The 22,776-nt window shown below is 38.0% G+C and carries 34 protein-coding genes and 1 other annotated feature; of the genes, 5 read left to right on the top strand and 29 right to left on the bottom strand.

Annotation, left to right across the window (positions count from 1 at the left end; genetic code table 11):
• From BAU15_RS14990 to BAU15_RS14940, 11 genes are all read right to left on the bottom strand, one after another.
• A complete protein-coding gene (locus tag BAU15_RS14990; protein ID WP_161843534.1) occupies positions 1-312 on the bottom strand; it encodes a hypothetical protein in 312 nt (103 codons plus the stop codon).
• A complete protein-coding gene (locus BAU15_RS14985) occupies positions 309-551 on the bottom strand; it encodes a hypothetical protein (RefSeq protein WP_161843533.1) in 243 nt (80 codons plus the stop codon). Before BAU15_RS14985 ends, BAU15_RS14990 begins: the two co-directional genes overlap by 4 nt.
• Entirely contained in the window at positions 552-890 is a 339-nt protein-coding gene (locus BAU15_RS14980) for a hypothetical protein (RefSeq protein ID WP_161843532.1), read from the bottom strand. It abuts the gene before it with no gap.
• Positions 883-1,437 carry a YopX family protein gene (locus BAU15_RS14975; protein ID WP_161843531.1) on the bottom strand — a complete coding sequence of 185 codons (555 nt, stop codon included), beginning with the start codon at positions 1,435-1,437 and terminating at the stop codon, positions 883-885. Before BAU15_RS14975 ends, BAU15_RS14980 begins: the two co-directional genes overlap by 8 nt.
• A 1-nt stretch (position 1,438) precedes the next feature.
• A complete protein-coding gene (locus tag BAU15_RS14970; protein WP_202622752.1) occupies positions 1,439-1,819 on the bottom strand; it encodes a WDGH domain-containing protein in 381 nt (126 codons plus the stop codon).
• Between the two features lie 158 nt (positions 1,820-1,977).
• The gene (locus BAU15_RS14965) at positions 1,978-2,238 is read right to left on the bottom strand and encodes a hypothetical protein (protein WP_161843530.1); all 261 of its coding nucleotides are present in this window, start codon (positions 2,236-2,238) and stop codon (positions 1,978-1,980) included.
• Between the two features lie 49 nt (positions 2,239-2,287).
• A complete protein-coding gene (locus BAU15_RS14960; RefSeq protein WP_161843529.1) occupies positions 2,288-2,767 on the bottom strand; it encodes a hypothetical protein in 480 nt (159 codons plus the stop codon).
• Between the two features lie 10 nt (positions 2,768-2,777).
• A complete protein-coding gene (locus BAU15_RS14955) occupies positions 2,778-2,984 on the bottom strand; it encodes a hypothetical protein (protein WP_161843528.1) in 207 nt (68 codons plus the stop codon).
• Complete coding sequence (locus BAU15_RS14950) at positions 2,981-3,823, bottom strand: ATP-binding protein (protein ID WP_161843527.1); 843 nt, start codon at positions 3,821-3,823, stop codon at positions 2,981-2,983. Before BAU15_RS14950 ends, BAU15_RS14955 begins: the two co-directional genes overlap by 4 nt.
• A 4-nt stretch (positions 3,824-3,827) precedes the next feature.
• Entirely contained in the window at positions 3,828-4,601 is a 774-nt protein-coding gene (locus tag BAU15_RS14945) for a DnaD domain protein (protein WP_161843644.1), read from the bottom strand.
• Between the two features lie 25 nt (positions 4,602-4,626).
• A complete protein-coding gene (locus BAU15_RS14940) occupies positions 4,627-5,430 on the bottom strand; it encodes a tyrosine-type recombinase/integrase (protein WP_161843526.1) in 804 nt (267 codons plus the stop codon).
• Between the two features lie 353 nt (positions 5,431-5,783).
• Between BAU15_RS14940 and BAU15_RS15810 the strand changes: the two genes are divergently transcribed.
• On the top strand, positions 5,784-6,263 hold the full coding sequence (locus tag BAU15_RS15810) for a hypothetical protein (protein ID WP_237580213.1): 480 nt from the start codon (positions 5,784-5,786) through the stop codon (positions 6,261-6,263).
• 133 nt (positions 6,264-6,396) lie between these two features.
• Here the strand turns inward: BAU15_RS15810 and BAU15_RS14925 are convergent, their stop codons facing one another.
• Genes BAU15_RS14925 through BAU15_RS14915 form a run of 3 tightly spaced genes read right to left on the bottom strand, consistent with a single transcriptional unit; the run spans position 6,397 to position 7,726 of the window.
• Positions 6,397-6,603, bottom strand: a complete 207-nt coding sequence (locus BAU15_RS14925; RefSeq protein ID WP_161843524.1) for a hypothetical protein — start codon at positions 6,601-6,603, stop codon at positions 6,397-6,399.
• A gap of 12 nt (positions 6,604-6,615) precedes the next feature.
• Positions 6,616-7,377 carry a phage antirepressor KilAC domain-containing protein gene (locus BAU15_RS14920; protein ID WP_161843523.1) on the bottom strand — a complete coding sequence of 254 codons (762 nt, stop codon included), beginning with the start codon at positions 7,375-7,377 and terminating at the stop codon, positions 6,616-6,618.
• A 28-nt stretch (positions 7,378-7,405) separates the two neighbouring features.
• Positions 7,406-7,726, bottom strand: a complete 321-nt coding sequence (locus BAU15_RS14915; protein ID WP_161843522.1) for a MarR family transcriptional regulator — start codon at positions 7,724-7,726, stop codon at positions 7,406-7,408.
• Between the two features lie 104 nt (positions 7,727-7,830).
• Between BAU15_RS14915 and BAU15_RS14910 the strand changes: the two genes are divergently transcribed.
• A complete protein-coding gene (locus tag BAU15_RS14910) occupies positions 7,831-7,995 on the top strand; it encodes a hypothetical protein (RefSeq protein ID WP_161843521.1) in 165 nt (54 codons plus the stop codon).
• 15 nt (positions 7,996-8,010) lie between these two features.
• Here the strand turns inward: BAU15_RS14910 and BAU15_RS14905 are convergent, their stop codons facing one another.
• From BAU15_RS14905 to BAU15_RS14895, 3 genes are read right to left on the bottom strand one after another with little or no spacing between them, the layout of a single operon-like run.
• On the bottom strand, positions 8,011-8,223 hold the full coding sequence (locus BAU15_RS14905; protein ID WP_161843520.1) for a hypothetical protein: 213 nt from the start codon (positions 8,221-8,223) through the stop codon (positions 8,011-8,013).
• A 14-nt stretch (positions 8,224-8,237) separates the two neighbouring features.
• On the bottom strand, positions 8,238-8,996 hold the full coding sequence (locus BAU15_RS14900; protein ID WP_161843519.1) for a phage antirepressor KilAC domain-containing protein: 759 nt from the start codon (positions 8,994-8,996) through the stop codon (positions 8,238-8,240).
• 51 nt (positions 8,997-9,047) lie between these two features.
• Positions 9,048-9,239, bottom strand: a complete 192-nt coding sequence (locus BAU15_RS14895) for a helix-turn-helix domain-containing protein (RefSeq protein ID WP_161843518.1) — start codon at positions 9,237-9,239, stop codon at positions 9,048-9,050.
• Positions 9,240-9,390: 151 nt separating this feature from the next.
• Here BAU15_RS14895 and BAU15_RS14890 point away from each other — a divergent pair, with 151 nt between their 5' ends.
• The 3 genes from BAU15_RS14890 to BAU15_RS14880 all read left to right on the top strand — a co-directional run bounded on the left by BAU15_RS14890 (position 9,391) and on the right by BAU15_RS14880 (position 11,512).
• Entirely contained in the window at positions 9,391-10,029 is a 639-nt protein-coding gene (locus tag BAU15_RS14890) for a LexA family protein (RefSeq protein ID WP_161843517.1), read from the top strand.
• An 80-nt stretch (positions 10,030-10,109) separates the two neighbouring features.
• The gene (locus BAU15_RS14885; RefSeq protein ID WP_161843516.1) at positions 10,110-10,310 is read left to right on the top strand and encodes a hypothetical protein; all 201 of its coding nucleotides are present in this window, start codon (positions 10,110-10,112) and stop codon (positions 10,308-10,310) included.
• Positions 10,311-10,375: 65 nt separating this feature from the next.
• Positions 10,376-11,512 carry a site-specific integrase gene (locus BAU15_RS14880; protein ID WP_161843515.1) on the top strand — a complete coding sequence of 379 codons (1,137 nt, stop codon included), beginning with the start codon at positions 10,376-10,378 and terminating at the stop codon, positions 11,510-11,512.
• 50 nt (positions 11,513-11,562) lie between these two features.
• On the opposite strand, the gene BAU15_RS14875 is transcribed toward BAU15_RS14880, so the two are convergent.
• From BAU15_RS14875 to BAU15_RS14820, 12 genes are all read right to left on the bottom strand, one after another.
• Complete coding sequence (locus BAU15_RS14875; RefSeq protein ID WP_161843514.1) at positions 11,563-12,000, bottom strand: GNAT family N-acetyltransferase; 438 nt, start codon at positions 11,998-12,000, stop codon at positions 11,563-11,565.
• Between the two features lie 57 nt (positions 12,001-12,057).
• On the bottom strand, positions 12,058-12,303 hold the full coding sequence (locus BAU15_RS14870; protein ID WP_161843513.1) for a Veg family protein: 246 nt from the start codon (positions 12,301-12,303) through the stop codon (positions 12,058-12,060).
• A gap of 139 nt (positions 12,304-12,442) precedes the next feature.
• Complete coding sequence (locus BAU15_RS14865) at positions 12,443-13,006, bottom strand: sigma-70 family RNA polymerase sigma factor (RefSeq protein ID WP_161843512.1); 564 nt, start codon at positions 13,004-13,006, stop codon at positions 12,443-12,445.
• 75 nt (positions 13,007-13,081) lie between these two features.
• A complete protein-coding gene (locus BAU15_RS14860) occupies positions 13,082-13,609 on the bottom strand; it encodes an NYN domain-containing protein (RefSeq protein WP_161843511.1) in 528 nt (175 codons plus the stop codon).
• Between the two features lie 5 nt (positions 13,610-13,614).
• Positions 13,615-14,580 carry a 23S rRNA (guanosine(2251)-2'-O)-methyltransferase RlmB gene (rlmB, locus tag BAU15_RS14855; RefSeq protein ID WP_237580212.1) on the bottom strand — a complete coding sequence of 322 codons (966 nt, stop codon included), beginning with the start codon at positions 14,578-14,580 and terminating at the stop codon, positions 13,615-13,617.
• A complete protein-coding gene (locus BAU15_RS14850; protein ID WP_161843510.1) occupies positions 14,577-14,969 on the bottom strand; it encodes a Mini-ribonuclease 3 in 393 nt (130 codons plus the stop codon). The genes rlmB and BAU15_RS14850 overlap by 4 nt, the downstream gene beginning before the upstream one ends.
• Positions 14,969-16,390, bottom strand: a complete 1,422-nt coding sequence (cysS, locus tag BAU15_RS14845; protein ID WP_161843509.1) for a cysteine--tRNA ligase — start codon at positions 16,388-16,390, stop codon at positions 14,969-14,971. The genes BAU15_RS14850 and cysS overlap by 1 nt, the downstream gene beginning before the upstream one ends.
• Entirely contained in the window at positions 16,383-16,922 is a 540-nt protein-coding gene (epsC, locus tag BAU15_RS14840; protein WP_161843508.1) for a serine O-acetyltransferase EpsC, read from the bottom strand. The genes cysS and epsC overlap by 8 nt, the downstream gene beginning before the upstream one ends.
• 150 nt (positions 16,923-17,072) lie before the next feature.
• Positions 17,073-17,313, bottom strand: a binding site (T-box leader).
• A gap of 13 nt (positions 17,314-17,326) precedes the next feature.
• Positions 17,327-18,784, bottom strand: a complete 1,458-nt coding sequence (gltX, locus tag BAU15_RS14835; protein ID WP_161843507.1) for a glutamate--tRNA ligase — start codon at positions 18,782-18,784, stop codon at positions 17,327-17,329.
• Between the two features lie 213 nt (positions 18,785-18,997).
• Entirely contained in the window at positions 18,998-20,137 is a 1,140-nt protein-coding gene (locus tag BAU15_RS14830) for a PIN/TRAM domain-containing protein (RefSeq protein WP_161843506.1), read from the bottom strand.
• Between the two features lie 219 nt (positions 20,138-20,356).
• On the bottom strand, positions 20,357-21,736 hold the full coding sequence (radA, locus tag BAU15_RS14825) for a DNA repair protein RadA (protein ID WP_161843505.1): 1,380 nt from the start codon (positions 21,734-21,736) through the stop codon (positions 20,357-20,359).
• A 307-nt stretch (positions 21,737-22,043) separates the two neighbouring features.
• The gene (locus tag BAU15_RS14820; RefSeq protein WP_161843504.1) at positions 22,044-22,571 is read right to left on the bottom strand and encodes a dCTP deaminase/dUTPase family protein; all 528 of its coding nucleotides are present in this window, start codon (positions 22,569-22,571) and stop codon (positions 22,044-22,046) included.
• Positions 22,572-22,776: the final 205 nt, after the last annotated feature.

Raw genomic sequence — 22,776 nt, 5'->3', positions numbered from 1 at the left:
TCATTTTTTATATACCCTGTCATACCACTCGTAAAAATCTTCATCTGTGTGTTCTTCTGGTGGTGATGGGCAACCGTCTTGAAAAAAATACCATCCTAGCTGCCATTGTTTTAACGATATATCTCGATGTGAACTATTTTCCATGTTATCTAAGGCTGAATAGCGTCTAACAGTCACATCAATGTAATTCTCTCTCGTGTCAGTTAAATCAAGTCCAAGCGCTTGTTTTCTTGCTTCTTTATTGTTTTTGGCAAAAACTATTTCATTGCCAACATCTGGATCACTTTCTAAACCGATGATATAGGCTTTCATTCCGTTTCACCCTCCTGTTCTAATTCCATTCCGAGGTATTCCGCTTTTGGAAACCAGTTGTCGCATACAGCATTAATTGCAGTTGCTTTTCTAGAGTTGGATAAATGACTTGATTTTGTACGATACTTTACAAAAGGTGTCAATCCGCCCCAAAATATTCCATAACAATATCTATAGTGATTTCCTTTTTTCCACCAACCGACTTTATACTCGTCTAAAGTGCTGAATCCATCACTCATTTACTCACACTCCATTTCCTGCGCCCACTTAGCAAATACTTCTAGGACTTGGGCTTGTTGCTCCCTATTTAAGCCCATGATTGGCTCTCTTAATTCGTCAAGTCTCCCCCATGCTGCTTTATTCATCATCCAAAAAATTGTTTGCATCGGTGTACTATCTGAGTTTGTCTGTAGTTGTAGCCAATCAAGCACAATCTTCTGATTATCGTTGAGCTGTGGTTGTTTCTCAATCTCACGAATAGCGATAGATAAGCCAAACGCTACCGCCTTATCCTCTGAGCTACCACTAGCAATATAAGTTTCTCGTTCTTTTTCAAGGGTTCTTATTAATTCACTCACTCGCTCCACTCTCCTTCAATAACTCCGGATTTTCATAGATATTGCCGATGACTTTAATTTCGTCGAATTTAAGAAGAGACTGGAAACGTTCATATGCCCAGGAATCGAGATTCGTAAATTCACGGTCACTATCCGCTCCTTGTACAAACTCACCGTAAAATCCAATACACGGGCTACCACGATACTCTCCACCACTGCCATCTTGTTCATATTCACCGAATTTCACTGAACCTCTATAAATAGAAATTGGATGATAACCTTCAGGATAATCACTTCCCCAAGACGCTTCTACGATGTCCCCCTCATAAATCTCAACACCATTTTTGTCTTTTAATCCTGTGTATTGCATGAGAATGTAAGGGAAATCATCCCAATTCAAAGTGGTATCATAACTCCCGATTTCTATTTCTGATGTTCCAGGACTTCCAATAATTTGAAAATCTGTAACAATAGCTATCATATTCCCTAATTCATCAAACAATGGTGTGACATTTTCAAGAACTTCTTTTTCATAAAAATCCCACGCTCTAAACTTAATCTCTCTCATGTCAGTCCTCCTGTTTCAACAAAGAAAACAATCTATCAATATCTTTAGGCTTATGGCCATCCCATTCAGGCGCACGATCCCACTCAGGAACAGTAAACAAGCTCCACTGTTCCATTTCGTAGTGATAGCTGTACGTTCCTTCTGGCGTATCAATCCCAACAATAAACATACCTTCATACATTGTGCCATCACTATGGTGTAATGACTTCCAAGCCTTCCGAGGAAAAAGGTTACATATTACAGCAAACAAGAAACAGCGGTGCTCATACAATTCATCAAATGTATGGTGTGTATCGGAAATATCACCAGTTACTATCAAGTCCTCTTCTCTTAATTTTCTGATAGCCCCATTTAATTCTCCTGCTAAGTTAATTCCATTCATTTTCGTTTTCCTCCTAATTTGCGAATACCCTACATAATCACAAGTCAATAAATATCGCTGTATCGCTTGTGTGGTATGGGTTTCGTGTGCTTTTTTTGGTTTGGTTAAATGGAGCAGTACTTCATGCGGCCGCAACTCCACTCCTCTTATTCGTTTAATTAATAACTCTCATACAATCTGCCCCGCGAATCACATTGCCCGGTGTCTAAATATTTACGTATTGTAATTTCAGATATCTTAGCCACTCGTTTTGCGTGTGCTCGGGAAACAAATATCTGTTCCTGTCCGTCTGGGTAAATCACTCTGATTCCTTTACCTTTATGGATATTCTCGTTATCTGGCTGTTTAACATCATCACTCATTAACCAAAGTTGTGCGCCTAAATTAGCGACTTTGTTTACAGTTTCTTCGTTGTCCATCCAAGACTGGAGTTTGGTTAACTCAACTATCTTTAAAAAGATTCTTTTCTTATTCATGACTACTTAAATCAGACAGGAAAAACTTTTCGCCTTCAATTCTTAGTCGTTCAGCATATAAACTTAACCATAATTCTTTAAACTGAGCATAGTATTCAATAGCCATTTCAAACTCATCGTATCTTATTTCTCCATTATTCCCATGACCCAATACAGAAGTTGCTAATTTTCTTAGAAGAGTGTGAACACCAGTATCGGATACTTTGTATGTGCTACCGTAACCACTAGTGTTAAACATATTTTTCGTGTAGACCGCTCCGCTGTATGCATTACACTTATCTATCCAATTAATAACTAATGGGCTTGTCATATTGATTTGCTTTATATCATTCCCTTTAATAGCAACTGACATAAAAACATTTTGAGCAGTATATCTTTTCTTATTTTGCGACAAGGCTATTTCAACTTGCTTATTTACTAATTCTTCGAAATCTACCAAATCCATAGTAATTTTATTCTCTTTGATTTCCATAGGTATCCTCCTAAACTTCTTCTAGTGTGCTGAGTGGACAGACAGTTTGTTCATCTAAATTATGTTGTCTATCCTCGTCCCTTGAGTCAACGCAACAAATTATTTTTACATGCACAGAGTTTTCATATACATTCAAAACTTGGCATCTGATCCGATTAATAAATCCCCTAGGTTTTCCCATATAGACAGCTCCGACATTAACTTTTGATTTTTTCATGTTCTGACTCCTTTAATTCGTTTATCAACAGCTTTATTGAACTGCATACTGTATCGCATAGCGTTCTTCATCATTCTTGATAATATCCTCTCACCGTATGCTGCTTTGATTTCTTTCGAAGTCAAATTCGTATTTACTATTAAAGCTTTGTTCTGGCGTGCTTCAAGAATAGAATATAAAACATCATTGTTAAAATTGGTTGCATCAGAATACTTGTTTCCTCCTAATTCTGCTCCCAAATCATCTATAACCACAAAATCTACCGTTTTGATATCCTTTAATAAAGAAATTTGGTTACTATTTTCTGCTTTATCATTAAAAGAAGCTTTTCTTCTTTCTAAAAGCTCGCGATAATTAATAAACAATACTTTCTTGTTATACTTGCTATCCTCTAAAACAGCCCAACAAACAGCCATTGACAAATGACTCTTTCCGACCCCTGACTTTCCAGATAAAATCATATGGGTCGAATTACCTTTGACAACCTCATTTACAAACTCCACAGCGTATCCTAAAGCTTGTGCAGATTCTTCATCAGATGTCACATAATTATCTAAGGTCTTATCGAATAATTCGCTATCCGTAATGACAGACCTATATTTCAACATGTCTACAGCTCGTTTCTTCAAATTATCTATATACCTTAGGTTTGTTTCAGCATCTGCTTTTGCTTTTAAATCTTTATATCCACAGTGCATACACGTTGGAGCGCATCTATCAGTTCCGTCCTTATTTTTTGTTTTCCAACTGTACAGTTTGTCTTCACATCGTGGACATGTTCCTGTTATTTCAAGCATTTTGTCAATTAGCGCACCGAAAATATCTCTAGTATTTTCCATTGGCTTACCAACCTAAATCTTCGTAATCTGTTGATCCACTATTTTTCAACTTATTTTTTTCTTTCGGTTTCTTCTTATCCTCTGCTTTGACTTGTTCGACAGAAACATATTTTTGCTTTTCCCAGTCTTTCAAAATTGAGTTGACATAGGCATATTTTCTGACGTTATTATCAATAGCAATTCCTAACGCATGAATAATCATTGATTTTGCGTTTTCTTCTGTCGCTCCAACCTTAACCAAATCTTTAACCCAGTAATCAAAATCAGTCATAGTTTTATGAGTAATTGCACCAAAACCATTTTGTTCGTAGTAGTCGTGGATTTCCTTGTTTACTACTACCCTATCCTTACCTAACCTAACCTTACCTAACCTAACCTGTGTATCCATTTGGTATGGCAGATGGTCGTCACTTGGTATACCAACATTTTTTGATGTATCGACAACCTCATTTTTAAAGGTATAAGACTTGTTTTCATTTTCTATCAGCTCTGATTTTTCTTCTTGATATAAAGTAGGTTTATATCTATCCATTCTGATGTAGTTGTGGATTTTCCAGTGTTTAATCACGATTACCCCGTTGTCAAAAACTAAGATAAATCGTTTGGCCATTAGTAGTTTTAAATCATCGTCACCACAACCCACCATTCGTTGTAGCTTTTTCGGATTGTTGATGAATCCATCATCGTCAGCACGCATGGATAGATGGAAATATAAAGCTTGGCTAGACAAAGGCATGTCCAAAAATGCATCACTGTCTATGATTGTCTTAGCAAACATTCTTCTTTCTGCCACGTTATCACTCCTAAATATTTTTAATTGATCTGAAACGCTCTCCTAATTCATTAGGATTGTACTTTGTATAAATCGTCGTAGTTGAAATATTTTCGTGGCCAAGCATTTGTTGTAACTCTGTAGCGTCGCCACCATTTTTAATAAATTCTTTGGCAAAATAATGTCTGAATGAGTGAGGGTAAACCTTGTCTTTTCTAACCTTTGCTCGCCCAGCAATCGATTTTAAATTTGTCCGATAGGTTGCTTGATTTTTATAAAATATAGTTTCTTCAATCCCATTATCTAATGAGTATTTTTTTAACTGTTTCTTCACAAATACAGGAATTGATATATATCGAATCTTTCCTTTATTCTCTATATACTGTAATTTGCTGTCCAGGTCTGCTACTTTCAACTGGCATAGCTCTGTAATTCTTAGACCAGTGTTCGCAACGGTCAGCATGAACAGATACATTTCTTTACTAGCGGTTTTCAAAAGCTTTCGATACTCATTACGATCAATTGATTCTCTATGTGAATCTGTTTGATTGTTTACCAATTTCAAACAAAGTTCTTTACGATCCAACCAGTTAAAGTAGATATTGATTGCAGTTATTTTTTGATTAACTGTCTTCGTTTTATAATATTTCCCTTTTGAATATTCGGTTGTACGCATAAAATCCTTGAATAAAATCACATTCTCCTTACTTAAATCAAAGTTGTTGTCAGTTAAAAATTTATCAAGCTGACCAAGAGTATTCATATAATTTTTAATAGTATTTATACGGATTTCATTTTCAATCAAATGCATTTTGTAAGCAGCTAAATCCAACAAGTTTCTTCTCCTCCTCTTTGCGAATACGTAATATAATCGCAAGTATCACTTAACGCTTATAGTCTTACTCTCTCAACGGTTACAAGAGTTTTTCTATTTTTGTTAAAATGTGCTATAATAGTTGTAAGAGAATATTACTTTTGCGACTTACTGCTGGCCGGCGTAGTCGCTTTTTTGTTGTCTTTTTTAACAAGGTATCGCAAGCTGTTAATATACAATGCAACTACAGCAGCATAAATTCCTAATAGAAATATAAGCACTTGAGAACTTAGATATCTTGAAATAAAAACTCCGACAAGAAAACAAGTCATTGCAAGAAATATATTTTTTTCTAAAAACTTACTAAACGTTACATGCTTCATTTGATTCCCAACCTTTCTTTCTGTTGTTTGATTTATTTCAGCGATTTTCTGACTGGCTCAGGCTTATCATTTTCTGTGTGCCATTCGGCAGTCATTGTCTTGTTTGCTTCTAATATTGAATCGATCATGCTATTCATCCTTTCGTTTGGTATAATTAGTTTAAAAACTGGTGGCGATAAATTGAATACATCTATTTATTTAAAATTATGGATTGCTAACTTATTTAAGAAAGTCAAAATTAAAGAAAAGTACAAGCATCTAGACTTTTTAATTGAAAATGATCTAATTGAACAATTACCTGATGGCACTTGGGGTGAAGTTGCTGGGTTTCCAGCAATGAATTATGGTGACTATTACAAGATTACCGTTTGTGGAAAGAAAGAATTATTTTCATTTCAAAGCAGTATAGTAACTAGAGTGATTTCCATAGTAGCTCTTGTAATTAGCGTTCTTTCTTATCTCAGAAAATAGAGAATAATAGAGAATACAAATGCTGATATGCTTATAACCAAAGTCACAAAGTTATTCCAAGCATCAATCTCTTCTTTTGTTGAATAAGGTTTTTTTATGAAACTTGGCTTTTTCGGAATCTTCATTTTTCCTCCTATGCAATGTCAATTGCGACTAATCTTTCTTGGTCTGTAAACAATTTTATTTCCACTCCATCAATTAGAGCGTAGGCAAATGGCTTATGCTCTTTAAGTTCCTTCATATCGAATACTTTCTCAATTCCTGATAAACTTGCTCCCGATATAGGTAACCATTGGTTTACCCCATTTTTCTTTGAGTAAAATATGATTCTGTCATTCATCTGTGTTCCCTCCTATGCAATATATTCTTGTTCAATAAGTGGTAAAATACCGTTATCTTTTAATGTGTTATAGATGAATAGATGCCCCTTTTGAGTCCATTTTGTTCTTGGCTTCACCTGTGTATTTCCGTTTCCATCTACATAATCAAATGGCTCAGTATGCGTATAACCCTTATCTTGATAAGCTCTGTATAGGTACCATGCGCCACTTTGAGGAAACTGAATGCCTAATTCATGTAGCAACTCATTAAATTTTCGTGCAGACATACCGTAGTTTTTAGCAATACTAGTAATCGTTACGAGTCCTTTGTTTTTTAAAATTTTGTCGCAATAATCTGCTTTCGGCTGTAACTCGTTTACTCGTTGCTCAGCAATCAATCGTAGCGTGCGTTCTTCTTTGTATTTCGTTGCCACCTCAATTAGCAAATCTGGATTATCCAACAATTCGTCTGTGGCGTACATACCGTGTTTTCTGATTTGCGGTAAGACTTCGGCAGCTAACCAGTCTTGGAATTTTTCGGCTAGAGTGTTGTTCGCTTTAAATGCTAGTTTGTATACCATTGGTTCGCTGATAAAGTCATTTTTCCCAACTTCTTGGGAAAGATATTTTTTCAAATATTTATTAACTGTCTCCCATCGGATATATTCCTTTCCGTTCTTCGTTTGAGTGAATCCTAAACTTCTTGCTACTGTCTCAACATCAAATAATGACTCTCCACTTTCTGTTTTGACTTCTAATTCAAATAAATTATTTTCAAATTTTTGTGTGTTCATCTGTGTTCCTCCTTTAATTAACTCATCACTACATTGTCTGTACTTTACGATTTAATTCATGCTTGCGTAATTCTTCGCCATCATAACTAGACTTAGCTTCTTCAGCTTTTTCAATATCAAATAAGAAATTTTTGCCACTCTTTTCTTTTGGCTTAATATTGCTTGCTTTTAGAATGCGGTGTGTTGTTGTTATTGAACATCTCCATTTGTTAGCTAGTTCCTCTTTTGTGAATAAAGTCTGTTTTGATTTAGCAAAATACGTATCTTCAAGTATTTTCATCTGTTCTGAAACCTGTTCGTTAATCATTTTCTCAATGATATTAGCTAGTTCTTGTGATGTGTTATTCATTTAATAGAGCCTCCTTTCCGTGACTTTTACTTATTTAATCTAACCTTTGCTATAATGAGTTATCAGCAAGTGGTCTGCTGAAATAGTCATTAGGTGGTGAAAATATGCATTCTGACAAAATAGAAGCTATCTTATCTAGGCATGGTCTTAAATCGTCTCCTGAATTGTTGGTAGCAATTCAAGAAATCATTAATTCGTGTGCAAAAGAAATTAATGATAAAGCCGTATTCGAATCTAATCGCAAAGACCGAATGAATGGGCTAAGATAATTGGTTTGCAAGCTGCTATCTTTTAGTAGCTTGCTTCATTGCTTGTTGATGGATCTCTTGGTATACGTAATCGTCTAGCTTGAACTCGCTTTTATAGTATTGACAAATATCTTCAATGATTTCTTCATACGTATCGCATTCAAGAATTAAATCTTTGGAAATTGTTTCCACCTCATGCTTAACATGTCTTTCTAACTGTTCAAATCGTTTTAAAATATCTCGTTTCATTTTGTTACCTCCTCCTATGCTGTTTGTTCACGTTCAATCATCGGTAAGTAATTATTATTCTTCAATGTTTCATATAAGAAGATGTGTCCTTTTTGCGTCCATTTCATGCGTGTTTTTACTTGCGGATTGCCGTTTTTGTCTTCATAATCAAATGGCTCAATATGCGTGTATCCTTTGTCTTGGAACTTACTGTATAGCAGCCATGTGCCACTTTGATTGAATTGAATCCCCAACTCATGTAGTAATTTATTAAACGATACAGCGCTCATACCGTAGTTTTTGGCGATTGTACTAACGGTTACCAATCCTTTGTTGTTTAAGATTCGGTCGTAATAATCCGCCTTCGGTTGTAATTCATTTACTCGTTGTTCGGCAACCAATCGTAACGTGCGTTCTTCTTTGAGTTTGGTTGCTACTTCAATCAGCAAGTCTGGATTGTTTAGTAATTCATCTGTTGCGTACATGCCGTGTTTTCTGATTGTTGGCAGGACTTCCGATGCTAACCAGTCTTGGAATTTTTCAGCGAGTGCGTTGTTTGCTTTGAATGCTAGCTTGTAAACCATGGGTTCGCTGATGAATGAACCTTTCGCCACAAGTGGAGAATTTTTACCAAGATAATTATTTACTCGTTGCCAACGTACATATTCAATTTCATTTTTTACATCGACAATCCCTAAACTTCTTGCTACCGTCTCAACATCGAACAACGATTCGCCATTTTCCGTTTTGATTTCTAATTGAAATAGATTGTTTTCAAATTTTTGTGTTTTCATTTGTGTGCCTCCTTCAAACCTCACTTAAAGTGCGGTTTATATTAAAAAAAATCAGGGACGAATTCTATCAGCATCCACTTTTAGTACATAAGCAATGGCGAAAATGTGCATAGGTTTAATAGATACTTTTTTATTTTCCCACTCGCTAACCGTCTTTTCGTTTACGCCAAGCTTTTGTGCTAAAGCTTCTTGTGTAAAACCTTTCTCTTCCCGCCATGCTGAAATTGATAATTGTTCTGGCATTTATATCACCTCGTTTCCTTGTCTGTGTCTATACTATACCGTACTAAAAGTGCGAAGTCAACACTTAAAGTAAAAAAAAATTACGTTTAATTCTTTACTTTTCCTCACTTTGGGTGTATGATTAATACATTGAAAGGAGGTATAAAGTAGTATGAAACAATTAAAAACAGCTCAAAAACAACGAGAAATTTTAGCAAATAACTTAAACGAATTACTTGAATTAAAAAGAAAAACGCAAGCTGATGTGATACGAGAAACTGGTTTTGCAGAAGCGACTGTTAGAAGTTGGTTTAATGGCGAAAAATATCCAAGACTTGATAAAATTCAAGCGTTAGCAGATTACTTTAATGTTCCGCGGTCTAGAATTACAGAAGAACAGATCGAAGGAATGTTAAAAGTTAGCCAGTTGGTTCCGATTCCGATTATTGGCGATATTGCTTGTGGAGACCCAATCACAGCCGAGGAAAATATCCAAGGCTATCGAGACGAAGTTGCTGACACACTACCAACAGGAAATTTATTTTATCTGCATTGCAAAGGTGATAGCATGGCACCAACTATTCCAAATAACGCTTATGTACTTATTAGACAACAGCCAGATGTGGAAGATGGAGAGATTGCAGCGGTCTTGGTAAATGGCGATACTGAAGCAACTTTAAAAAGGGTTAAACGTCAAAACGGGCTTGTTATGCTATTAGCTGATAATTCTAAATATGCGCCTATTATTATTACCCCTGACACGCCCGCTAGAATTTTAGGCAAAGCGGTAAAAGTAAGCTTTGACCTATAAAAATACCCCAGTCGTAGTTGGCGCTGCGGCTAGGGTTAGTATTTAATATCAAAATTATTATATCAGAAATGAGGGGAATCATGAAAGTAGGAGTTAGAAAACCGAGCATAAAAAAGAGCATAAAAGCACGTACTACTGGTAAAGCTAAACGAGCAGTGAAAAAAGCAGTCATTCCTGGATACGGTAAAAAAGGTACTGGTTGGATTAAAAATCCTAAGAAGGCTGCTTATAATAAAGTTTATAAGAAAACATCGTTTAGTATTTGGGACATATTTAAATAGATTAGCCTTCGGGCTTTTCTTTTTATCAAAAATACAAAAAAAGTTCAAGAAAGGAGATTTTAGAATTGGCAGTCATAAAGAAATACACAAAAAAAGATGGGTCAACTGCCTATATGTTTAATACATATCTAGGCGTTGACCCATTAACTGGAAAGAGTAAACGTACTACAAGACGTGGATTTAAAACTCCAAAAGAAGCAAAACTAGCGCTCGCTCAATTACAATTAGAATATGAGAATAACGATTTTGTAAAACAAGACTATAGTACTTTCAAACAAATATATGAACTTTGGTTTGAACAATACAAAAATACTGTTAAGGATACGACGGCATATAGAATAGAGAGGTTTTTTACAAAACAAATCATTCCAGCTTTTGGTGATAAAAAAATAGACAAAATAACACCTATGTATTGTCAAAAAATTATAAACGATTGGTCACTTCAATATAAACTTTTTGGTACGATGGCTATGTATACTAGTAGGATTTTTAAATTTGCCTTAAATCAAAATATAATTTCTCAGAACCCTATGGATAAAGTAATCTTACCTCGTAAACAAAGAACAATTAAAAATAAAGAATCACAAAACTTCTTGGATAAAAAACAATTAATTGAATTTTTGAAAGAAGCAGAAAGGAAAGAAGAACCACAATATTTTACAATTTTCCATTTGTTAGCTTACTCAGGAATGCGAAAAAGCGAATTATTTGCTTTAACGTGGTCAGACATTAATTTTCAAGAGTATTCTCTCTCTATAAATAAAAATGTCGCAATACTTGCTAAATCACAGTATATTAGCACTACTAAAACATCTTCATCAGATAGAATAATTTCCTTAGATCCAAAAACCATAGCTATTTTAAAAAAATGGAAGTTTGAACAAAAGAAATTATTTTTATCTAGAGGAATTGCTTTGAAGAAAGATGAAGAGCAACTTGTTTTTAGCAATACTAAAAATGATATTTTGACTAATAGTATAATTGGCAAAAAGCTAAAAAAATATAAAAATGTACACATATCACCTCATGGATTTAGACACACTCATGCTTCACTTTTATTTGAATCAGGAGCTACTATTAAACAAGTACAAGAAAGGTTGGGGCATAGTGACATTAAAACAACGCTAAACATCTATACTCATGTTACAAAAGATGTAGAGAAGAATGTTGGAAATAATTTCTTAAAATATATGAATTCCTAGTTTTGGTATTCACTATGGTATTCAAACCTTAGCAAACCATCTAATAAGCCTTATAATATAGGGATTTCCATATCAATGTGTGGAATATCATCTTCCAAATATACATCGGAAGTCGTTTCGAAGCCGAACGCACCATAGAAATCCTGCAAGTGGGCTTGGGCACCAATCACGATGGGTTGATTAGGAAAATTGGCCTTGATCCAGTCCAACGTAAGCTGAACAACTTTTTTGCCTAACTGCTGTTTACGATAGGCTGCTTTCACTAACACCCGCCCCATATGTACCGCTCCATCACTCAGATAGACTCGAGTGTACGCTTGGACATCCTGACTGCTGCCGATATATGTATGCCAAGCGATTGGATCAATCTCATCGACTTCTTGATAAGGACAATTTTGTTCAACCACAAAAACAGCGACTCTCGTTTGATAAATTTCAAAAAGTTCAGCTGTCGTTAATTCGTCAAATGTTCGTACGTGATAGCTCATGAAAAAACTCCTTTCAAAATAAAAAAAGAAGAATGGATAGTTCACCCATTCCCCAATTTATATTGCTTCAGATAAGAATTCGATTTCGACAGTTCTTGTTAATACATCAGAATAGCTATATGAAACGCGCTCAAAAGAGTTTTCATCAGGGTCTAAATCCACTACGAAAACAGAAGGGTAAGTTTCTGTAAGTACACCCTTGCGTTCGGTTTGGCGTTTTCTTCCAGTCTGAGCAACTAACATAATTTCACTACCGATACGGCCTTCTAAATCCTTTTTAATCGTTGCTAAAGTTGTTGGCATAAAAGTTCACCTCATTTACCATAATAGCACACATTATGAAAAAATACAAGTTTACCACAGAAAAAAAGGAATTGCAAACTTATTTTCTTTACAAAAACATGAGAAACTCTTTCCTTTTTATCATTTTCCAACAATTTTATTACCCTTCGCTTATCTGACTCTCTAATTTTTTCTTCGCGCGGTCATAGGCGCTTCGAACCTTTTGTGAAGTCAATGATTTGTTTGTAGCAATTCTCTCTAGACTGTCGCCGACAAGATAGGCGCTCATTATCTCTTTTTCAAGTTTTGAGAAAATCAACTCATAATCTGCTAATGCTTCTCTAATAATCATGTTTTGTAGCACATAGGTTTCTTCAAATTGAGTATCGGCCAAAAATTCTGATCCTTCTGTCTCCATCTTTTCGTCTAGTGAAACTGAGTACTCTGCTGCCCGTCTTTTCAATGCATGTTGTCTGCGCAATACGCTACGAATCTGGTTTTCCATGGCAATTTTAAAAAAACTACCAAAAGTTGCTCCATTATCTACATTAAATGCATTAACCACTTGGTAACACACAATGCGTCCTTCTTGTACCCAGTCCTCTGAATCAAAATCTCTGACATAGTATTTTTTCTGTAACTTATAGATAATCGGTCGGTACTGCAGGAACAGTGCCGCCAGTGCATCCTCGTTTCCCTTCTTTGCCTCATCGATAAGACTCATGAAGTTCTCCTTCCATTATCGTACGTGGAAAGCATAACACTTTTATAAGGACACTTACCGTATGTTACTGTAAAATTATCTATCTTTTGACAAATCTTCCAGTTTTCTTGAAAGTTTTTTTAATTGTTCTTCATTCCAAGGTGAATTTCGTCTAAAATCGATAAAATGCATATCTTTACTATCTTGCGCAATAGATTTCTCCGTCTTTTTAATTGTTTTATATAATTCGTAAGCCGAGGTCCGCAATGCCCCTTGCGAAAAAACCATCCACTGCTCTGCCAAATCGCTGGTCGCTACGGTTACTTGGGTGAGCCTTGTATTAAGCTCACCTGCAATCCGCTCAATATAACTATCTGCGGTTTCCTCTTCTTTCGTAAAAACAACTGACAACTGATACTTTTTATAATTTTGTTGAATGCCTGGCACCAATTGAGCATCAAATACGACAATAATCTCGATTCCCTCATATTTTGCGTAATTAGATAAACGATTCAATAACGCTTCACGGGCATCCTCTAACAAATCCTGCTTCTTTAACTGTACCAACTCCGGCCAAGCACCAATCATATTGTAGCCATCCACAATCAATAATTGACTCTTCATAGCCGTTAGCCTCCCTGACGTTTTCGAAAGACTTCATACATCAATAGCCCCGCTGCCACCCCAGCATTCAAGCTTTGCACATGCCCAGTCATTGGAATTGTTAGCATTTCATCAACCTCTTTTTTCAAGCCCTGACTCATGCCGCGCCCTTCATTACCGATGATTAAGGCAATTGAGCCCTTCGTATTCCATTTTTGATAATTAGTACCCGCCATATCCGTGCCAAAAATCCAAAAGTTTTTCTCTTTCAGCTGGGCAATCGCCTGTGCTAAATTCGTAACGCGCGCGATTGGCACATGCTCAACCGCCCCTGTTGAAGCCTTCGTCACAACCGGTGTAATGCCGACAGCACGATGTTTGGGAATGATTACCCCCGTCACGCCACTGGCATCAGCTGTTCGTAAAATCGAGCCAAAATTATGTGGATCCTCCAAGCTATCAAGAATTAAAAAGAACGGCTCTTCCTCTTTGTCACCGACTTCCAATAGCTCATCTAACGTCAGATATTCGTACGGCGTAATCGCTAAAACCATTCCCTGATGCACGCCATGATCACTCAACGTATCAAGCTTTTGTTTCGGTACCCATTTGACTGGAACTGCCTGTGTCTTCGCCAATTCTTTCAGCTCTTCAATCTTTTCACCACGGGCATCTTCTTGTAAAAATAACTTATTCCCGCGCCCTTGTTGCAAAGCTTCCACCGTTGCATGAAAACCGAACACAAAATTATCTGCTAATTCTTCAGAAGTACCTGGAATGTCTGCGCCTCTTTCTTCAGCTACGCCACCTATTGATTGGTCCTTGCCAGTAAAACGAACATCCTTATTCTTTCCTCGAAAATCATTCTTTTTTGAATAGCCATCATTTTTTTGCTTGGTTTCTTTCCCTCGAGCAGCAAAATTTTTGCCATCATTTCCACGACCCTTTTTGGGGAATTTATCCCGTTGGCCTTGCCCACGTTCATTTCTCATTCGTTTTCACCCACTTTCTTTATACACCAGTCTACTAACTCTTTGACCCGTGCTTCTTGCTTTGTTAAATGGAGATAACCCATCAACGCTTCAAATCCTGTCGCCACGCGATAGGTGGTAATATCTGCATTTTTAGCACTAGTATGACTCTTAGCATTTCTACCACGTTTGTAAAATAATTCTTCTTCATCAGTCAACACATCTTCCTCTAACAAGGCCTTAATCAACATGGCTTGAGCCTTTGCTGAGACATAGTGTGTGGCTGTTCGATGCAGCTGGTTGGGCTTAGTTAAACCTTGTTCAACTAGGAAATCACGAATGTAAACTTCATAAATTGCATCCCCGACATACGCCAGCGCCAGTCCATTTAGTTGTGTGTGATCTCTCATTATTCTCTTCTCCATCTCGTTCCCTGTGGGGTATCTTCTAAAATAATTCCTTGTTCTTTCAACTGATCACGAATTTCATCACTCCGGGCAAAATCACGATTTTTACGTGCCTGAATCCGTTCTTCAATTAATTGATCAATTTCCTCATCCAACAATTCGTCAGAAACAAAGACAATCCCAAAGATTGCTAGCCATTGGCGGTATTTTTCAACTCCAGCAGATAAAACAGCTGCGCTGACTTCTGCAGACTCGCTATAAGTATTCAACCATTTGGCCAATTCATAGATAACCGTCAGCCCATTTGCTGTATTGAAGTCATCATCCATTTCTGCGACAAAGCGCTCTTCCAGCACCGTCAATTCCTGAATCTTCTGCGCATCATCGGTTCCATTTGCAGCACCAGTCTCCTGAGCCGTAGCTAGTCGAAACAGAGTATTTTCATAGGCTGTCCGTAACTTTTGCAGATTGGTAGCTGCTTCTTTCAACGTCGTTTCACTGTAACGAATCGGGCGACGATATTGGGTGGTTGCCATGAAAAAGCGTAAGACCTGTGGATCGACTTCCTTCACCAATTCATGCACCGTCACAAAATTACCTAACGATTTACTCATTTTTTCATCATCGTCACCAATTGTCACATAGCCATTATGCATCCAATAATTAGCAAATTTCTTGCCCGTTTTGGCCTCACTCTGAGCAATCTCATTTTCATGATGCGGAAATTCTAAATCCTGACCGCCACCATGAATATCAATCGTTTCACCCAGATGCTTCGTTGCCATCACCGAGCACTCAATATGCCAGCCCGGACGCCCTTTGCCCCACGGCGAATCCCACGAAATTTCATCCACTTTAGCAGACTTCCACAAAGCGAAATCCAATGGATCTTCCTTCAGCTGTTGTTCAGCACCCATTCGCTGACTGGCACCAACCTCCAGCTCATCCACCGACTGGTCACTCAACTGACCATACTGATCAAATTTGCGCGTCCGATAATAAACATCGCCAGACGACTCATAGGCATAGCCTTTTTCAATCAACGCCTCGATAAACGTAATAATATCAGGCATATGATCCATCACTCGCGGATGAAGGGTCGCCGGCAAGACATTCAAGGCCTGCGTATCCTCTTTAAATGCAGCAATAAAACGATCTGCCACTTCTGGCGCCGTCAAATTCAACTCCTTCGCTGTGCGAATGATTTTGTCATCGACATCCGTAAAATTTGAAACATAATTCACTTCATAGCCACGATAGTCAAAATAGCGACGCACCGTATCAAAAGCAATCGTGCTGCGAGCATTCCCAATATGAATATAGTTATAAACAGTCGGTCCGCAGACATACATGCTGACTTTATTTTCCTGTATCGGTTGAAAAACTTCCTTTTCTCTCGTCAATGTATTATAAATTTTAATCATTTGAACTCCTCACTCTCTTTCCATCAATTCGAACAATTTTTGCCGGGATTCCCACAGCAGTCGCTCGATCAGGAACATCTTTAATAACTACCGCACTAGCACCAATTTTGGCATATTCACCAATCGTAATTGGACCCAGTATTTGAGAATTCGCTGAAATCAGCGCTCCTTTTTTAATCGTCGGATGCCGTTTACCATGATCTTTTCCTGTGCCACCCAAAGTCACTCCATGAAAAAGAACCACGTCTTCCTCAATCACGGCCGTTTCGCCAATCACAACACCCATGCCATGATCAATAAAAACGCCCGCCGCAATTTTGGCCCCCGGATGAATTTCAATTCCCGTAATGAAGCGCCAAAACTGCGCATGCATCTTCGCCAAAAGGTACAGATGATGTCGATGAAGAAAATGCGACACTCGATGCCAAAAAAGCGCATGAAACCCTGGATACGTCAAGACAATCTCTGCCGTTGAACGAGCCGCTGGATCATTCTTTTTGGCCGCATCAATTCCTTGTTTAAACCAACCCATCTCAAGACTCCTTTCTAGAGGGCAGGGAGCAGAATTATCCACGCCCTTGGCTCTATTTCCCCATTTATTTCGCTCTATCATTGCTTTAAGTTTGTTTCCTCTTATTTATTCTGACCACCAAAAAAGCGCCTCTTAAATAAGTCTCCTTATCTAAAAGACGCACTTTTTCTGCGTGGTTCCACTTTTCTTCACAATCACCCAACTTACTCAGCGATTGCCTCAATACGCGTAACGAGCGCGACTCGTTTTGGACTACTTTCCCGAAGCTTTCTTCCGTCTTCGCCCAAACCACTTCCAGATGCATTTCGCAAAAATAAACCAACTGTTTCCACCAACCACAGTCTCTCTGAGCAATTTATTTTTGTTACTTCCTTCTGTTCACAGCGTTTATTTCCAATTTATTCTTATAATACTTTATTTAAATGATCCAAGGCTTTTTCTTTACCTAATAATTCGATCGTTTCACCTAATTCTGGTCCGTGCATTTGTCCTGAAACAGCCACACGAATCGGCATAAATAGGTTCTTTCCTTTAACGCCTGTTTCTTTTTGTACCGCTTTGATCGCCGCTTTAACGCTTAGCACATCAACAGTATCCAAAGCTTCTAATTCTTTTTTGAAAGCAGCTAAGACAGTTGGTACTGTTTCGCCAGCTAAGACTTCTTTAGCTGCTTCATCTAAAACGGGATGTTCGATGAAGAATAAGTTTGAGACTTCAACGATTTCCGCTGCATAACTCATTTGTGGTTGGTACAAGCTCACGACTTTTTTCAACCATTCTAATTTTTCAGGTGATAAGTCTTTTTCGATGCGACCATCCGCTGCAAGGTAAGGGATACACATCTCAGTTAAGACATCTAAATCCATTTCCTTCATATAATGGTTGTTAACCCACTCTAATTTTTTCGCATCAAAAGCGGCCGGTGATTTACTCAAACGGTTCGGATCAAACATTTTCACTAATTCGTCTTGACTAAACAATTCATCCTCGCCGACTGGTGACCAGCCAAGTAATGAAATGAAGTTAAACATCGCTTCAGGTAAATAACCCAATTCACGATATTGTTCGATAAATTGTAAAATTGACTCATCACGTTTACTTAATTTTTTACCCGTTTCAGTATTAATGATTAATGTCATGTGACCGAAAACTGGCGGTGTCCAGCCAAATGCTTCATAAACCATCAACTGTTTCGGCGTATTTGCAATATGATCATCGCCACGTAAAACGTGGGTAATCTTCATCAAATGATCATCCACCGCTACGGCAAAGTTGTAAGTTGGCATGCCATCACGTTTTTGAATAACAAAATCGCCACCGACATTATCTGATTCAAAGACGATTTCCCCTTTAACCATATCTTCAAAAGTGAAAGAAGAATTTCTAGGGACACGGAAACGAATCACAGGTTCTAAACCTTGCGCTTCTTTCTCAGCTTGTTCAGAAGGGCTCAAATTGGCACAGGTTCCAGCATAATGCGGCATTTCGCCACGCGCTCTTTGTGCTTCACGTTCTGCTTCCAATTCATCCTCTGTACAATAACATTTATACGCATGATTGCTGGCCAATAATTGATCGATCAGCGGTTGGTAAATATCTTTTCTTTCTGATTGACGGTAAGGACCATATTCGCCAGGATTTTCAGGAGATTCATCCCACTCCATGCCTAACCAAGCTAAATTTTCTAACTGACTTTTTTCGCCATCTTCGATATTTCTCTTTTGGTCTGTATCTTCGATTCGAATAATAAAATCTCCGCCATTGTGACGAGCGAATAAATAGTTAAATAACGCTGTTCGCGCATTCCCAATGTGTAGGTGACCAGTTGGGCTTGGTGCATAACGTACACGTACTTTAGTCATAGTTTTTCCTCTTTCCTTACTCTCTTTAGTTGATTCCTTCGTGTATAATTGCTTCTTCAATTAATACTCAAATTAGTTCTTCAGTGAAAATCAGGTTTACATTTCCGCCTTTTTCTCACTAAATTTTGATTAACTGTTCAGCTAAAATTGTACAATCAATAGCGCAATTAGTAAAGCTAAGACTTCAAAGTTCCCTTTGAAGATTGATTCCTATTATTTATCTTTTTTATTTGACGCACTTTTTGTCGCATCAATCCCACGACCCGAGTGAGCCGGTTTAGCAAAAATCATCCGTCCAGCCGCTGTTTGCAGCGCGCTCGTTACCACAACCTGGATGCGTTCGTTCATATAATGTTGGCCATCTTCCACCACGATCATCGTGCCGTCATCTAGATAAGCCACCCCTTGTTGGCGCTCAGTTCCTGCTTTAACCAGTAAAACTTCCATCGTTTCCCCAGGAATGACCACCGGTTTCACCGCGTTTGCCAAGGCATTAATATTTAGCACAGGAACATTTTGAAACTCTGATACTTTATTTAAATTGTAGTCATTCGTCACAACGACGCCATCTAACAATTTCGCTAATTTGATTAATTTGCTATCAACTTCGGCAATATCTTCGAAATCACCATCGTACATTTCAACCGTAATACCCTCTTCTTTTTGCAAAGAATTCAAGATATCTAAGCCACGGCGACCACGGACACGTTTCAAGCTATCACCAGAATCCGCAATATATTGCAATTCATACAACACAAAATTAGGAATTAAAATAACACCTTCTAAAAATCCTGACTTGGCAATATCATAGATTCGACCATCGATGATGACACTCGTATCAAGAATTTTATATTTGTGGAAATGATCTTCGACTTTCCGATCCAACATTTGACTCTCAGGTGCAGCATCCGTCTTCTTCTGCTTCGGCGTAAAGATTTTCTTCCACTCGTCAATTCTAGTTGTCCCCATACGAAACCCTAGGTAACCCAGGATAATCATCAGGAGAATTGGTACCACACTATTAATAAATGGAATATCTAAATTGTATAAAGGAGTCGATAAAATAACTCCTAAAGTCAACCCAATAATCGCGCCGACCGCACCAAATAATAGGTACGTCAGACTCAATTCACTCAATTTTGTTTCCACACGTTTCAAGCCAGTCACAATATTTTTCGCCAATAGTAAAGATAATAAAAAGAAAATAAGTGCACCAACCAAGCTATTGACTAAATGATTGTTAAGCCAGCTATTGTTTTCATAGCCTAATGCTGTCCACGCAGCCGGTAAAAAAGAAATGCCCAGACTTGCGCCAGCAATGATCATTAACAAAGTAATTACTCGTTTTTGCATGTTCATCCCTCCAGTTTATTTTTGTTTTTGTTGTTATTTTGAGCGCCTCATCGCACGCTCTAGGTATTAGGAGCAAGCAGATCAGCACACCTACGCGCTCATCTGCAGCCCTTAGTTATTAATGTTCAGTTTTTATTCTTTAGTTCTACAGTTCAATTCTATTCTTTAGTTCTTTCTACAAAACTATCTTTGCGAAACTTCCCTTATGAAACGTTCTTTCTATGAAGAGGCACCGAAGACTTTTCTGAGCGTTTCGCCAATCGTTGCAACGCCCACAATTTCAATCCCTTTGGGCGGATCCCAGCCACTGAGATTATTTTTAGGCAAATAAACTTTAGTAAAGCCTAATTTTTTCACTTCCCGAACACGTTGTTCGATATGACTTACCCGCCGAATTTCACCAGTCAGACCCATCTCGCCGATAAAACATTCCGTCGATTGGGTGCCTTTTTCACGATAACTTGAAGCGATACTCACCGCCACAGCCAAGTCAATCGCTGGCTCATTCAAGCGCACGCCACCCGCGGCCTTCAAATAAGCATCTTGATTTTGCAACAGTAAACCTGCGCGTTTCTCAAGAACCGCCATAATTAATGACACACGATTAAAGTCTAGGCCGGTCGTCGTTCGCTTAGCATTACCGAACATTGTTGGCGTGACTAACGCTTGGACCTCAACCAAAATTGGCCGACTGCCTTCCATCGTCACAACAATCGCCGAACCTGTAGCACCCGCCAAACGTTCCTCCAAGAAGACTTGGGAAGGATTGGCGACTTCCACTAAGCCCTGCTCGCGCATCTCAAAAATCCCAATCTCATTGGTTGAACCAAAACGATTCTTAACTGCTCGTAGAATTCGGAAACTATGGTGTTTTTCGCCTTCAAAATACAACACGGTATCCACCATATGCTCCAACATCCGCGGTCCCGCAATCGAACCTTCCTTGGTCACATGCCCAACGATAAAGATCGCAATCCCATTGGTTTTTGCCAATTTTAAGAGCTCAGCCGTTGTCTCACGCACTTGGCTGACACTGCCTGCCACACTGGTAATATCCGGCTGTGTCATCGTCTGAATCGAGTCAATGATGACATAATCCGGTGCCATATTCTCAATCGACCGACTAATTTCGTGCATATCTGTCTCAGGGTAAATATAAAATTCGTTATTAATCGCCCCTAAACGTTCTGCCCGCATCTTGATTTGGTCAGCACTTTCTTCACCAGATACGTATAAAACCTTACCGCCAGTCGCTGCTAGCTGCTGAGAAACCTGTAATAGTAACGTCGATTTCCCGATCCCTGGATCCCCACCAATTAAGACTAAGGAGCCTGGCACCACACCGCCACCTAAGACGCGGTTTAATTCGGATAACTGCGTTTGAACGCGCGGTTCCTTTTTGGGAACAATGTCAGTTAGTTTCATTGGTTGGGCTTTTTGACCCGTAATACTCGTGCGCACGCGGCGATCCGTGGTGTCTTGAATAATCTCTTCTACCATAGAATTCCACTGCCCACAGTTGGGACATCGGCCTAAATATTTAGGTGATACATACCCACAAGATTGACAAACGAACTGTGCTTTTGCTTTTTTAGCCATCTCTCGTCTCCTCACCTTTTCGCTAATCTATCGTCAAATATGACGCCATTAGTCATTTTCCGCTGATAATCTGTTCTTAAATCTATAGTTACTATTCTATCTACTTTATGCAAAATCTGCGCGAACCCTGATCATCAAATGTTGACCATTGAATGTTGACCATTTTTTGGCAATCGCTACTGACTATTTATGCTGCGTAATTCTGACTATTTCAGTCATCACTTCTACCTACATCAGTCAGCTATTTTGCTGTTCCTTTATTCTATCATATTCCTGCAATAAATTACGTATTTGACCCATTTTCTTCTTATTTATTTGATGAGCCGAAGCCACCAGTTCGAACGTTTTCGGCTGTATCCTGATCTGCTTTTAAAAACGGTAGGAAAATTCCTTGCCCAATTCGTTCACCCTTCTTAATATGCACATCACGAATCCCAAAATTGATAAATTGGAACATAATATGCCCTTCATTCGATGGATTGCCATAATAATCACTGTCGATGATGCCGACACCGTTAGGCAGCAGTAAAAAACGTTTCAAAGAATTACTCGAGCGATTCGCCAACTGTAAATATTCGTCTTCGCCCATATATGATTTAATGCCCGTCGGTACTAAAACTGGCTTTAATTTCTTTTCTTCTTGTTCAATCGATTGTTCGTCTTTTCCTAAAAGTGTCTTCAATCCTTGCGAAATTCCTAATTTCCAGATGCTAGGAATCGTCACATCGCTAGCTGCTTCAAAATCGTAGCCTGCCGCATCTTTCGTCGCTCTTTTCGGTAAATGAATCCCGTCGTTTTCAAATGTTGACACAATCTCAAAGCCTCTTTTTTTCATTAAAAAACCTCCTAATTTCTCTTAGAATTATTTTAACATAGCAAGGGAGGTTTTCTACCGAACTTAAGTAAATATTCAGTAAATTTTCTTTTTTTGGACGAATTCTACCCGTTATTTCCATTCAATTGTTGAAAAATTAGACTATTATCATTTAACTCTTTCTGTTATAATTATTTTCACATTTATTTTTATTCAATTCTAATTG

Origin of the sequence: Candidatus Enterococcus huntleyi (assembly GCF_009933175.1) — a bacterium.
Classification (GTDB): domain Bacteria; phylum Bacillota; class Bacilli; order Lactobacillales; family Enterococcaceae; genus Enterococcus_K; species Enterococcus_K huntleyi.
The sequence above is the reverse complement of the archived record's forward strand: the minus strand, read 5'-3'. Positions and strand labels throughout refer to the sequence as shown.